The sequence below is a fragment of the Pseudomonas sp. H3_A02 genome, from assembly GCF_054671965.1.
Window position 1 is genome coordinate 6,047,634 of the sequence record NZ_CP162807.1, and the last position, 14,175, is coordinate 6,061,808.

The 14,175-nt window shown below is 62.7% G+C and carries 5 protein-coding genes; 4 read left to right on the forward strand and 1 reads right to left on the reverse strand.

The window, feature by feature from the left end; translation table 11 throughout:
• Positions 1-288: 288 nt before the first annotated feature.
• The gene (locus tag AB4N80_RS26530) at positions 289-876 is read left to right on the forward strand and encodes a UPF0149 family protein (RefSeq protein WP_060738682.1); all 588 of its coding nucleotides are present in this window, start codon (positions 289-291) and stop codon (positions 874-876) included.
• Between the two features lie 8 nt (positions 877-884).
• Positions 885-1,280: a YbaN family protein gene (locus tag AB4N80_RS26535; RefSeq protein ID WP_122569046.1), complete on the forward strand. Its 396-nt coding sequence runs from the start codon at positions 885-887 to the stop codon at positions 1,278-1,280.
• Positions 1,281-1,441: 161 nt separating this feature from the next.
• Here AB4N80_RS26535 and AB4N80_RS26540 read toward each other — a convergent pair whose 3' ends face one another.
• Positions 1,442-10,012 (reverse strand): retention module-containing protein, encoded by an 8,571-nt coding sequence (locus AB4N80_RS26540; protein WP_460090356.1) that lies wholly within the window; start codon positions 10,010-10,012, stop codon positions 1,442-1,444.
• 455 nt (positions 10,013-10,467) lie between these two features.
• Here AB4N80_RS26540 and AB4N80_RS26545 point away from each other — a divergent pair, with 455 nt between their 5' ends.
• Both AB4N80_RS26545 and AB4N80_RS26550 read left to right on the forward strand, forming a co-directional pair.
• Entirely contained in the window at positions 10,468-11,826 is a 1,359-nt protein-coding gene (locus AB4N80_RS26545; RefSeq protein WP_122569049.1) for a TolC family outer membrane protein, read from the forward strand.
• 30 nt (positions 11,827-11,856) lie between these two features.
• On the forward strand, positions 11,857-14,016 hold the full coding sequence (locus AB4N80_RS26550) for a type I secretion system permease/ATPase (RefSeq protein ID WP_460079672.1): 2,160 nt from the start codon (positions 11,857-11,859) through the stop codon (positions 14,014-14,016).
• Positions 14,017-14,175: the final 159 nt, after the last annotated feature.

Below are 14,175 nucleotides of genomic sequence, written 5' to 3' on the forward strand. Positions count from 1 at the left end.
CCGAGGCCTTCGCCGCAAAGGGCGCTGCTGACAAGAGGTGCTGGCGATCTTCCGGTTGCCCCAGTCCCTGTGGGAGCGAGCTTGCTCGCGATAGCGGTGGATCAGCTTGGGCAGTGTTGAATGCCATACCCTCATCGCGAGCAAGCTCGCTCCCACATTTGATCTGCGGTGCCCCCCCCATTTGTGTCGACCCTCGGACCGTCGAGAGGCAAATACACCACGCGGCTGGCCTGGGCGCTCAAGAAGGCCTAGAATTCCCGCATTGTTTATTCCCCAAGGTAGCCCGTAATGTCCTTCGCTGAGCAACTGACCCGCCTGCAAGTCTTCCTCGACGCCGATGAGCTGCACGAGGAAGCGCTGGACTACGTGGCCGCTCACGGCTATCTGACCGCCCTGTCGATCTGCGCCGAAACGGTGCCGGACCGTGAGTGGATCGATGCCCTGTTCGCCGAAGAGCCGCATTACAGCGACGAAGCCCAGCGCGCCGAAATCGAAGCCACCCTGGTCGGCCTCAAGGCCCACATCGCCCGTCAACTGGCGTCCGACGAAGAATTCGAGCTGCCGTGCGAACTGGACCTGGGCGATGACCCGGACGATTCGGAATTGCGTGGCTGGTGCATCGGCTTCATGGAAGGCGTGTTCCTGCGCGAAGCCGCCTGGTTCGAAACCGCCGAAGAGGAAGTCAGCGAAATGCTGCTGCCGATCATGGTCGGTTCCGGCCTGTTCGACGAGCAACCGGAGTTTTCCGACATCGCCGCCGACGCGAACCTGATGGACGACATGATCGTCCAGATCCCCGAAGCCCTCACCGCCCTGTACCTGCTGTGCAACGCCCCGGACGAGAAACCGGCGATCCTCAAGCCGCGCCACCACTGAGTGACCGGGTGCCCTCGCCAGTCGGCAACCGCCCGCTGATCCTGCGTTACGCTCTACTGGCCATCGGCTGGCTGAGCGTGGTGCTGGGGGTCATCGGCATTTTCATTCCCGTCCTGCCTACCACCCCCTTCCTGCTGCTGGCCGCGGCCTGCTTCGCCCGCAGTTCGCCGCGCTTCTACCAGTGGCTGGTGGAACATCCCCGCCTGGGCCCGTGGATCAGCGACTACCTCAGCGGCAACGGCATCCCGCTCAAGGGCAAGGTCTATGCCATCGGGCTGATGTGGGCGAGCATCCTGCTGTCCTGCTACCTGGTGCCGCTGCCATGGGCGCGGGGGTTCATGCTCACCAGTGCGGTGCTGGTGACGGTGTATATCCTCAGGCAGAAGACACTGCGAAAACCCTGAGTATGAGTGCGGCGCATTCCCCTGTGGCGAGGGGATTTATCCCCGCTGGGTTGCGAAGCAACCCCAAAACCAGACGCCGCGCAGCAACAGATGACCCCTACCGACCGGTTTGCGACTGCTGCGCAGCCGAACGGGGATAAATCCCCTCGCCACAGCAGCCCTCACACCGTGTCCACCTTCAACGAATGATCATTCAACATGCCGTTGATGATGGTCGCCGTGTCCGCTCCACCGATGATTCCCCCCGCGCCCGGCGTGACGCCGTAGTGGCTGGCCAGGTTGACGCCGGCCAGGTCGATGGTCTGGTTCGGCGTGGCACCGGCAATGGCGCTGACGTCGATGCTGGTGACGACCGACCCACCGCTGCCGCTCACGCTGAAATGCAGGTAGTCATCCAGTGACGCCGCGCTGCCGTTCTCTCCTTGCAACAGTTGGGACAGGTCGAGTTTGTCGACGCCGAGCGCGAAGTCGGTGATCACGTCGTGGCCGCTGTTGCCCGCCTGCCATTGAAAGGTGTCGGCGCCGCTGCCGCCGGTGAGGGTGTTGTTGCCCAAGCCGCCGATCAGCACGTCGTCGCCACCAGCGCCATTGAGCACGTCGTTGCCAAGTCCGCCGTTGATGCGGTTGCTGGCGCCATCGCCCGTGAGGGTGTCATTGAAGTTCGAGCCGACGAGGTTTTCGATGCCGGCCAGGGTGTCGGTGCCGGCGCCCAGGGTGTTCTGCGCCGCCAACAGTCCCAGGTTCACCGTGACCGCTGATGTGGCATGGGCGTAGCTGGCGGTGTCGTTACCGCTGCCGCCATCGAGCAGGTCATTGCCCGTGCCGCTGTAGAGCACGTCATCCCCTGCCCCGCCATGCAAGGTGTTGTTGCCCGAACCGGCACTGAGGATGTCGTTGCCGTCGCCGGCGTTGAGGGTGTCGTCGCCGTTGCCGGCCAACAGCACATCGTCGCCACTGGTGCCCGTCAGGGTATGGCCCGCCTGATAACTGATGCCTACCGATGCGTTGTCACTGCCGCCGTGGTTGTCGCTGGCGGTGTAGCTGCCGTGGTAATCCGCTGTTTTGTCCTGCGCCCCGGCATAGTCGACCGTCAGGGTCAGTTGATAGTTTTCCGCAGCGTTGGCATTACCGCCGCCGGGATTGGCAATGTTGGTGACGTGGATCTGGTAATTGCCATCCGCTGCCGCGGTGAAAGAAGCTCCATCGTTGATCGCGATGAAGGGCCCGCCATTGAGTGAATACTCCATCGCAATGCGACCGGCCGACAGGTTGTGGTCCAGGGTGAGGGTTTCGCCCTGTTTGAGGCTGATGTTGAGGCGGTCTTCATCGTTGGCGTTGTTGTTGGAGACCATCCCCAGTGCACCGCTGACCACCAGCATCGCCGTCATGCTCGCGGTATTGGCGACGAAGGCACTGCGGCTGAGGTTGATCGACTGCACGTTGTTGCCGGTGAAGCTGGCCGTGCCGGTGCTGCCGGTGAAGTCCGCGCCTTTGGCGACCCATCCGGTATTGAAACTGGTGGGTGATGCGGTGAGTGGATCGCCGTTGGCGTCGCTGTCGTTACCCAGCAGCAATTCGCCCGGGATCACGATGTTGCCCGACAGCACGTTGGTGATGATGTTGTCGTCAACAGCGATCGGAGGGCTGTTGGGCACGACGTTGATCACCAGGTTAGAGCTCGCCAGGTCACCGTCATGGTCGCTGACGGTGTAGCCGATGTGCTCGGTGATCAAGGTGCTGGTGGCCGTCTGGGAGGTGTAGCTGAACGCACCGGTATCCAGGTTGACCACCAAAGTACCGTGGTGGTCGGTGGCGATGCTCAATGTATTGGTGGCGGTATTGAAGGAGCCATGGTTGAGCCCGCCGCTGGCGGTCAGTGCTCCGTGACCACCGTTGGCCGTCGGGTCGTAGCTGTACGTGGTGCCATCGACCACCAGGCTTTTGATAAACCCGCCATCGGCGCCGAACGACCCCCCCTCATCCAACAGGTTGCCGGTAACCGGCGCGCCTTGCACGGTGCCGGAGAGCACCGAGTTGAGCTGGTTCAGGTCGGTGACCACTACCGCGTTGGTGTTGGTGTGGGCGCTGCCGTCGTAGGCCAGCGGGTCGAGGTGAGCATTGCTGACGCCGCTGCCCAGGCCAATGGCGTAGTTCTTTATGCCGTTGGCGTCGAGGAAGGCTTTCCAAGCGGTTTCGTCTGCCGTGCCGATTTCGCCCAAGGTCGGCTTGCCGTCGGAGAAGAAATAGCCGACGTTCTGTGCGCCGGTCAGTTGGCCGGAATTTGCGAACGCAGTCTTGGCCATCGCTACGGCAGCATCATAGTTGGTGTCGCCGTGCGCGTTCAGCGCGGAGATCAGCGTCTTGGCAGTTGCCACATCCACCCACATGGTGCTCTGGTCGGTGGCGCTGCCGCTGAAGGTCACGAGCTGGACTTTCACATCGCCCATGTCGTCGTATTTGTCGAGCAAGGCGCTGATCGCCTGTTTGGCCAACTCCATCCGCGAGAGCCCCGGCACGCCGGAGGCGTCTTTCATGCTGCCGGAGACGTCGAGCACGATCAGCAGGTTCGAATCGACCTCCACCGCCGTGACCGAACGCTCGGACGCAACGGCCTTTGGCACATCATCGACAATGCTCACCACGAGGCTGCCGGTGGTGCTGTTGCCCAGGGAGTCCGTGGCCTGGTAGGTGAAACTTTCGCTCAGAGCATTCGGGCCATCATTGGCGTGGGGCGTCGTCGTAGCTGGCGAGGTCAGGGTGTAGGTGTACGAACCATCAGGATGGAGCAACAACTGGCCGTAGGCACCCGTGGCGTTGCCCACCAGGGTGAAGGTGACGGCGCCCGTGGCCCCGCTGACCGACCCGACCAAGCTACCGCTGGCGGTTTCACCGGTGGCGCTCGGGTCACTGCCGGTGACGGTGCCGGGGGCCAGGTCCTGGCCGTCCTGGTTCAGGTCGAGGGCTTTTTCGTAGACGGTAATGTCGTGGTCGGTTTCCGCGACGAGGCAGCTGTTGTGCACGTCAATGGTGACGGTCGTGGTGCTCTCATCACCATCGGCATCACGCACGGTGTAGGTGAAGACATCGGTCGCGCCGGGGGCGCCAACAGCGTCGGGGTTGCTGTGGTAGACCGCGTTGCCGTTGGCATCCAGGGTCAGGTAGCCGTAGGTGCCGTTGATCTGGCTGTTCAGGCCGCCGATGGCCGGGGTCGAGGTGTCGTTACCGGCACGCACACCGATGACTGCACCGCCGTCGGCACCGAGTACATCGTTGTCCAGCACGTTGCCATTGACTGTCCCGCCCTCTACCACCGAGGCGAAATCGCAGTGGGCCTTGGGCACATCGTCGACGATGTCGATAACGATAGTACTGGTGACCGTGTTGCCCAAGGAGTCCGTGGCCTGGTAGGTGAAGCTTTCGCTCAGGACATTCGGGCCATCGTTGGCGTGAGGCGTAGTGGTGGCTGGCGAGGTCAGGGTGTAGGTATACGAACCGTCCGGCTGAAGCGACAGTTGACCGTAAGCACCGGTAGCGTTGCCCACCAGCGCGAAGGTTACTGCGCCCACGGCACCGCTGATCGAACCGACGAGGCTGCCGCTGGCGGTCTCGCTGGTGGCGCTCGGAGCGCTGCCGGTGACGGTGCCGGGGGCCAGGTCCTGGCCGTCCTGGTTCAGGTCGAGGGCTTTTTCGTAGACGCTGATTTCCTGGTCCGATGTGGCAACGAGGCAGCTTTCATGGACATCGATGGTGATGGTGGTGGTGCTTTCGTCGCCGTCGGCGTCACGCACGGTGTAGGTGAAGACATCGGTCGCGCCCGGGGCGCTGACGGTGTTCGGATTACTGTGGTAGACGGCGTTGCCGTTGGCGTCCAGGGTCAAGTAGCCGTAAGTGCCGTTGATCTGGCTGTTGAGGCCACCGACAGCAGGGTTAGAGGTGTCATTACCGGCGCGCACGCCAATCACCATGCCACCGTCCGCGCCAAGCACGTCGTTGTCCAGCACATTGCCGCTGACCGTGCCACCCTCCAGTACCGAGGCAAAATCGGCATGGGCGTTGGGCACGTCGTCGACGATGTCGATGACAATGGTGCTGGTGACCGTGTTGCCCAAGGAATCCGTGGCCTGATAGGTGAAGCTTTCGCTCAGCACATTCGGGCCATCGTTGGCGTGAGGCGTGGTGGTGGCTGGCGAGGTCAGGGTGTAGGTATACGAACCGTCAGGCTGAAGCGACAGTTGACCGTAAGCACCCGTAGCGTTGCCCACCAGCGCGAAGGTTACTGCGCCCACGGCACCGCTGATCGAACCGACGAGGCTGCCGCTGGCGGTCTCGCTGGTGGCGCTCGGAGCGCTGCCGGTGACGGTGCCGGGAGCCAGGTCCTGGCCGTCCTGGTTCAGGTCGAGGGCTTTTTCGTAGACACTGATTTCTTGGTCGGGCGTGGCGACTAGGCAGACGTCATGAACATCGATGGTGATGGTGGTGGTGCTTTCATCGCCATCGGCGTCGCGCACGGTGTAGGTGAAAACATCGGTTGCACCTGGGGCACTGACGGTGTTCGGGTTGCTGTGGTAGACGGCGTTGCCGTTGGCGTCCAGGGTCAGGTAGCCGTAGGTGCCGTTGATCTGGGTATTCAGGCCGCCAATCGCCGGGGTCGAGGTGTCGTTGCCAGCACGCACGCCGATCACCGCACCGCTCGCAGCCGGCCCGTCGGCACCGCCTTCATCGTTGTTCAGGACGTTGCCACTGACCGTCCCGCCTTCATCCACCGAGGCGGAGTCAGCATGAGCGGTTGGCAAGTCATCGACGATGTTCACGTCCAGATTGCCGTTGGCGGTGGTGCCGTTGTCATCGGTGACAACTACGGCAAATTGCTCGCTAACACTGTTGGCGCCGTTGGCGTTTGGATGGGCTTCGTTGTCCAGCAAGGTGTAGCTGTAGCTGACCACGCCCGTGCTGGCGTTGAAGCCGGTGATGGTCAGAGTGTTGCCCAACGCCGTGGTGATGGACTGAGGGAAACCCGCTGCCACACCACCCATAACCACATTGATGCCGCCCACGCTCAACGTCTGCACACCGTCCAGCGCCGTCACCGTGAACGTGCCGCTTTGAGTCAGAGCCGATGCGTCCGGACTGCTGCCGTCGCTGAGGTTCTTCTCCTGCAACAACAGCTCACCGCCCTCGGTGTCGAGGCCGGTGATGATCACCGGATCGTCGTTGTTGTGCACTTGCAGCACCAGGTTCGCGGTGCTGGTGTCGCCGTCGGCGTCGGTCAGGGTGTAGGTGAAGGTTTCGCTGCCATTGCCGCCGCCGTGCAAGCCTTTGAAGTCGGCATCGGCGGTGTTGAGGGTGTAGGTGTAGGAGCCGTCGGCGTTGAGCACCAGGGTGCCGTAAGTGCCAGTGAAGGTGCCGGGGGTGATTGGGCCGGACGCTACAGGGTCCGCGCCTTGGGTGTCGTTGGTCAGCACGCTGCCAGTCAGGGTCAGGTGGGTTTCCGAAGCCGTGCTGGCGTTGCTGTCATCTACGGCCTTGGGCAGGTCGTCGACGATGTTCACGTCCAAATTGCCGTTGGCGGTGGTGCCGTTGTCGTCGGTGGCAACTACGGTGAATTGCTCGCTAACGCTGTTGGCGCCGTTGGCGTTTGGATGGGCTTCGTTGTCCAGCAAGGTGTAGCTGTAACTCACCACACCGGTAGCGGCGTTGTAGCCGGTGATGGTCAGCGTGTTGCCCAGAGCAGTGGTGATCGATTGTGGGAAACCGGCTGCTACGCCGCCCGTCACCACATTGATGCCACCCACACTCAGGGTCTGCACACCATCCAGCGCGGTCACCGTGAGCGTCCCGCTTTGAGTCAGGGCCGATGCATCCGGGCTGCTGCCATCGCTGAGATTTTTCTCCTGTAACGACAGCTCACCGCCCTCGGTGTCGAGGCCAGTGATAATCACTGGGTCGTCGTTGTTGTGCACTTGCAGCACCAGGTTCGCGGTGCTGGTGTCGCCATCAGCGTCGGTCAGGGTGTAGGTGAAGGTTTCGCTGCCATTGCCGCCGCCATGTAAACCTTTGAAGTCGGCATCGGCAGTGTTGAGGGTGTAGGTGTAGGAACCGTCGGCATTGAGCACGAGAGTGCCGTAAGTGCCGGTGAAGGTGCCGGGGGTGATTGGGCCGGACGCTACATGGTCTGCACCTTGGGTGTCGTTGGTCAGCACGCTGCCGGTCAGGGTCAGGTTGGTTTCCGAAGCCGTGCTGGCGTTGCTGTCATCTACGGCCTTGGGCAGGTCGTCGACGATGTTCACGTCCAAATTGCCGTTGGCGGTGGTGCCGTTGTCGTCAGTGGCAACTACGGCGAATTGCTCGCTAACGCTGTTGGCGCCGTTGGCGTTTGGATGGGCTTCGTTGTCCAGCAAGGTGTAGCTGTAACTCACTACACCGGTAGCGGCGTTGAAGCCGGTGATGGTCAGGGTGTTGCCCAGAGCAGTGGTGATCGATTGTGGGAAACCGGCTGCTACGCCACCCGTCACCACATTAATGCCACCCACGCTCAGGGTCTGCACACCATCCAACGCGGTCACGGTGAACGTCCCGCTTTGAGTCAGAGCCGATGCATCCGGGCTGCTGCCATCGCTGAGATTTTTCTCCTGCAACGACAGCTCACCACCCTCGGTGTCGAGGCCGGTGATGATCACCGGATCGTCGTTGTTGTGCACTTGCAGCACCAGGTTCGCGGTGCTGGTGTCGCCATCAGCGTCGGTCAGGGTGTAGGTGAAGGTTTCGCTGCCATTGCCGCCGCCATGTAAACCTTTGAAGTCGGCATCGGCAGTGTTGAGGGTGTAGGTGTAGGAGCCGTCGGCGTTGAGCACCAGGGTGCCGTAAGTGCCAGTGAAGGTGCCGGGGGTGATTGGGCCGGACGCTACAGGGTCCGCCCCTTGGGTGTCGTTGGTCAGGACGCTGCCGGTCAGGGTCAGGTGGGTTTCCGAAGCCGTGCTGGCGTTGCTGTCATCTACGGCCTTGGGCAGGTCGTCGACGATGTTCACGTCCAAATTGCCGTTGGCGGTGGTGCCGTTGTCGTCGGTGGCAACTACGGCGAATTGCTCGCTAACGCTGTTGGCGCCATTGGCATTTGGATGAGCTTCGTTGTCCAGCAAGGTGTAGCTGTAACTCACTACACCGGTAGCGGCGTCGTAGCCAGTGATGGTCAGGGTGTTGCCCAGTGCGGTGGTGATGGACTGAGGGAAACCCGCTGCCACACCACCTACAACCACATTGATCCCCCCCACGCTCAGGGTCTGCACACCGTCCAACGCGGTCACGGTAAAGGTGCCGCTTTGGGTCAGGGCCGACGCGTCCGGGCTGCTGCCGTCGCTGAGGTTTTTCTCCTGCAACGACAGCTCACCGCCTTCAGCATCCAAGCCCACCAACACCACCGGATCGTCGTTGTTGTGCACCTGCAATACCAGGTTCGCGGTGCTGGTGTCGCCGTCGGCGTCGGTCAGGGTGTAGGTGAAGGTTTCGGTGCCGCTGCCCCCGCCATGCAACGCGACGAATTGCGGGTCGCTGGTGTTCAGGGTGTAGGTGTACGTGCCGTTGGGGTTGAGCACCAGCGTGCCGTAGGTGCCGGTGAACGTCCCGCCAATGATCGGCCCGCTGTCGGGGCCGGTGGGGATCCGGTCGGCGCCCTGGTGGTCGTTGGGCAATACGTTGCCGGTAAGAGTGACCAGGGTTTCCGACGCCGTGCTGGCGTGGCTGTCATCAATCGCCTGGGGCACGTCATCGGTGATGTTGACGTCCAGGGTGCCGGTGGCCGTATCGCCGTCAGTGTCGACGGCCACCACTGGGAACTGCTCGGTAATGTTATTGGCACCGCCACCGGCAGGATGGGTTTCATTGTCCGTCAGGGTGTAGGTGTAGCTGACCACTCCCGTAGCCGGGTCATAACCGGTGATGGTCAACGTGTTGCCCAGCGCCGAGGTGATGGTTTGAGGAAAGCCTGCGGGCACACCGCCGCTGATCACGTTGATGCCGCCGATGCTCAGGCTGCTCAGCCCGTCAGGCGCGGACACCGTGAAGGTGCCATTTTGCACCAGCGCCCCCGGATTGCTGGCCGAACCATCGGCCAGATTGGCCTCGTTGGTAGTCAGCTCGCCGCCCTCGACGTTGACCCCGTCGAGGGTCACGGGGTTGTCCGGCGTCTCAGGGGTCACTGGCGGCACGGTTGCATCGTCGCCAGTGTTATCCGGGTCACCGGCCAGGCGTAGCTGCGGAAACTCGGGAATCCCATTGAACCCGGCCGTCGGGAAACCGATCAGCGGATCGACCTCCCCGCCAACTTCTTCCAACAGCACAAAACTGTGCCCACCGCCCACGCCCCCCGGGTTACCACCTTCGGGGCCAGCAGCGGTGGCTTCACCGGTCTGGGTCGGGTCGGCTCCGGCGGCGATGGCTTGCTGCAGCTTTTGCACATCGGTCAGTTGCGCGTCACTCGGCGTCGTCGTGTCGGGCGTATCGACATGAGGCGCATGGTTGGCCAGCAGCTGCGGGGTCAGAGTCAGGTCGCTTCCGCGGCCCAGGGTCAATGACTGGCCGTTCTGCAGATGAACCGCCACGGCCCCTTCGGCACCGGTGACCAAGTGTTCGCCGGCATAGAGCCGATCGCCTTCGACCAAAGGCCGCCGCAGGCCACCGGCCGCTTCTGCGAAAACTTGCCCGACTACTTTGCTGACGATACCGATGAGCGCTGCCATGTGCATTTCCTCCGTTGCCGACCGCAATCGGCACCTGTCTGGGTGAAGAATTCGTCCTTAGGTTTGGCGACCAAAAAAGCTGGAAAATCTGCCAGCTTTCGGGATAGCAGAAGGTGCTGGCATTTCGCCTAAACGACAAAAAACCGTCACAAAAAACCGCTTCTCACATCGCCCTTTCGGCACTTCTTCACGTCGCTTAAAAAGCTGAATGGAACTTTTATTGACGCCTAAAATCCGTCAGAACCCGCAGATTCAAAGGCTTTCGCTTTGAACAATGTGCCGGTTTTTTTTAAGTACATAAGTTTTTTTCGGAATAAGCCTTATGAGAAATTCTTCTTAGGTTTTGCTCAGGATGTTCTTAGCTGTGTTGTTACAAGGTTGAAACGGTTTTGATCTTAAACACGTCAATATTTTGGCGACAAGCGAAGCACTACAGACCTCAGGAGATGCACCCCATGCGCGTTCTAACCCCCCTCTGCAGCGCGGTTTTGCTGGCCATGGCCTGCTCTTCTCAGGCGCAGGCCATGTCATTGACCGAAGCGATCCAGAGCACCATCGCGACTCACCCGGAACTGGCGCAACGGGTGGACAGCCGTCTGTCGGCCAATGAAGACGTCAAGGTCGCCAGAGGGGGCTTTTTCCCGTCGGTGGATCTCAATGCCGGTTATGGCCGTGGCTACAGCGACAACACCAACACCCGGGCGCTGGGCAACCACCACACCAATATCCTGACCTACACCCAATCGGAGCTGCGCTTGCGGCAGATGATCTTCGACGGCTTCAACACCGCCAATGAAGTGCAGCGCACCCAAGGCGTGGTCAACTCCCGGGCCTATTACGCCCAGGGCACTGCCCAGGATCTGGCACTGCGCACCATCGAGGTCTACCTGGAAGTGCTCAAGCGTCGCGAGCTGGTGACCCTGGCCAAGAACAACCTGCAGGCGCACCTGCGGGTCAACGACCAGATCGGCTTGCGCACCGAGCGCGGGGTGGGCAGTACGGCCGACTCCGACCAGTCCAATGCCCGTCGCGCCCTGGCGGAAAACAACTACGACACCGCCCAGGTGGACCTGGCCGACGCCGAGGCGAACTTCTACAGCGTGGTCGGGCGCATGCCCGATGAGCTGGAAACGCCGCCCTCGACCAAAGGCGAAATCCCCGCCGACCTGCGCGAAGCCCAGCAAAGCATGGTGGATAACAACCCCTACCTGAAATCGGCCCAGGCCGACATACAGTCCGCCGAGAGCCAATATGAAGTGGCGAAGTCGCCGTTCTACCCGCGCTTCGATGCCGAAGCGGCGGTGGGCGCCAACAACAACCTCGGCGGCGAAGAAGGCCACGACAACAACTGGCGGGTCGGCGTGGTGATGAACTACAACCTGTTCCGCGGTGGCAGCGACAAGGCACGGCTGGCATCCAACGCCCACCAGATCAACCAGGCCATGGACATCCGCAACAATGCCCTGCGCCAGCTCAACGAAGACACGCGGCTGGCCTGGAACGCGATGCTCAACGCCCGCAAACAGACCCCCACCGCCCGCGAATACGCCGAAACCACTTCCCGCGTGCGTGCCGCGTACCAGGATCAGTTCGGTCTCGGCCAACGGACCTTGCTCGACGTGCTCGACAGCGAAAACGAGCTGTACAACGCCAACCGTCGCTACACCGAAGTGCGTTACACCGAGGAGTACTCGATGTACCGGGTGCTGGCGAACATGGGCCTGCTGTTGCACAAACAACGGATCGTGCTGCCTGCCGATACGGTCGCGCAAACCGAAGTCAAGAACCAGGCACGGCTGCCGGAACTGAAGTAGCCCCCCTCCACACAAATGGGAGCGACCGACGTGACCAGCATGGAACCCACAATCCCCGGCGCCGATCCGCGCCTGAACTTCGATGATCCCTTGCTGGACGGCCTGCTGATCCTCTGCAAACTCCATGGCGCGACGGTCAGTCGCGCCAGCCTCAGCGCCGGGCTCCCTATGGCGCACCAACGCTTGAGCCTGGACCTGCTGCCCCGCGCAGCGGCCCGGGCGAGCTTGCAGGCGCGGCTGCTGCGTCGTGAGCTGGCGGACATCTCACCCCTGAACCTGCCGGTGATGCTGATCCTGGCGGGTGGGCGCTGCGCGGTATTGCGGCGCTGGGGCGAAGATGGCAAGGCACTGATCCTGCCCAGCGAAGCCGAGGGTGGCGAACAGTGGGTCAGCCGCGAGGAACTGATCAACGATTACAGCGGCCAGGCGCTATTCGCCCGGCCGCGTCATGAACTCGAAGACCTGCGCGCCCCGCTGGTGCCACGGGTCGAGGCGTGGTTTCGCGACACCCTGAAACTGTCGCGCTGGCTGTACAGCGACGCGATCCTGGCGAGTTTCCTGATCAACCTGCTGGGGCTGATGGTGCCGCTGTTCGTCATGCAGACCTACGACCGCGTGGTGCCGAACCAGGCCACGTCGACCTTGTGGGTGCTGGCCGTGGGGCTGTTGATCGGCACCGGTTTCGAACTGGTGCTGCGGGTGGTACGCGCCCATCTGCTGGACACCGCCGGCAAGAAAACCGACGTGATTCTTTCCGCGACGCTGTTCGAACGCATCACCGGCATGGCGATGAAGGCCAAGCCGGTGACCATCGGCGGCTTCGCCCAGAGCATCCACGACTTTCAGGGCCTGCGCGAATTCCTCACGGCGGTGACCCTCACCAGCCTGATCGACCTGCCCTTCGCCCTGCTGATGCTAATCGTGATCGGCCTGCTGGGCGGCTGGCTGGTGGTGATTCCCGTGGTGGCGTTTCCGATCACCATTGTTTTCGCGATGATCATCCAGGCGCGCCTGCGCGACACCGTGGAAAAAAGCCTGGCCCTCGGCGCCCAGCGCCAGGCCCTGCTGATCGAAACCCTCGGCGGCCTGGAAACCCTCAAGGCCTGCAGCGCCGAAAGCGAGCGCCAGCATCATTGGGAAAGCACCCACGGCGCCCTCACCCGCCTGGACAGCCATGCGCGCAACCTCTCGGCGCTGGCGACCAACGGCACCTTGTTCCTGCAACAACTGGCGGGCATGGCGACCATCGTCGCCGGGGTCTACAGCATCATCGCCGGCAACCTCAGCGTCGGCGCGCTGGTGGCGACCTACATGCTCGGCAGCCGGGTCCTCGCCCCCCTCGGGCAGATCGCCGGGCTGATCACCCGCTACCAGCAAGCCCAGCTCACTATGCGCAGCACCGACGCCCTGATGGCGTTGCCCCAGGAGCGTGACGCCAAGCAGCGGCCGCTGGATCGCACCCAGTTGCAGGGCGCACTGGACGTCAGCGGCGTGACCTTCCACTACAACGGCCAGAGCGCCCCAGCGCTGGCGAGCGTCAGCTTCAGCCTCAAGCCCGGCGAACGGGTCGGGATCATCGGCCGCAGCGGCTCGGGCAAGAGCACCCTGGCGCGCCTGGTGATGGGTTTCTATGCACCAGAGGAAGGCCAGTTGCTGCTGGACGGGCTGGACCTGCGGCAACTGGACGTCGCCGACCTGCGCCAACAGATCGGCTACGTCGCCCATGACCTGCCGCTGCTGGCCGGCAGCCTGCGGGATAATCTCACCCTGGGCGCCCGCTACATCAGTGATGCGCGCATGCTGGAAGTGGCGGAGCTGACCGGTGTCACCGAACTGGCGCGCCAGCACCCCCAAGGTTTTGACCGGCCGGTGGGCGAGCGCGGGCAGCTGCTGTCCGGCGGCCAACGCCAAGCCGTGCTGCTGGCCCGGGCCTTGCTGCTCGACCCACCGATCCTGCTGCTGGACGAACCCACCAGCGCCATGGACAACAGCAGTGAAGACGTTTTGCGGCAGAAGCTTCACACCCACGTGCAGGGCAAGACCGTGCTGCTGGTCACCCACCGCACCTCGATGCTGAGCCTGGTGGACCGCCTGGTGGTGCTGGATAACGGCCGGATCGTGGCGGATGGGCCGAAGGACGCGGTGATCGATGCGCTGCGCAAGGGACGGGTAGGCTCCGCAGCGGTATAGAAACAACACCGCAACCTGTGGGAGCAAGGTTTGTGTGGGAACAGGTTTGTGTGGGAGCAAGGCTTGCCCGCGATGAAGCTGATGCGGTCTCACTGGAACCGAGGCGCCTGTATCGCGGGCAAGCCTTGCTCCCACAAAAGCCTTGCTCCCACAGATACC

What these genes read in the sequence shown, in the direction of transcription:
- AB4N80_RS26530 (WP_060738682.1), top strand. Translation starts at nt 289, where the DNA reads ATGTCCTTCGCTGAGCAACTGACCCGCCTGCAAGTCTTCCTCGACGCC.
- AB4N80_RS26540 (WP_460090356.1), bottom strand. Translation starts at nt 10,012, where the DNA reads ATGGCAGCGCTCATCGGTATCGTCAGCAAAGTAGTCGGGCAAGTTTTC.
- AB4N80_RS26545 (WP_122569049.1), top strand. Translation starts at nt 10,468, where the DNA reads ATGCGCGTTCTAACCCCCCTCTGCAGCGCGGTTTTGCTGGCCATGGCC.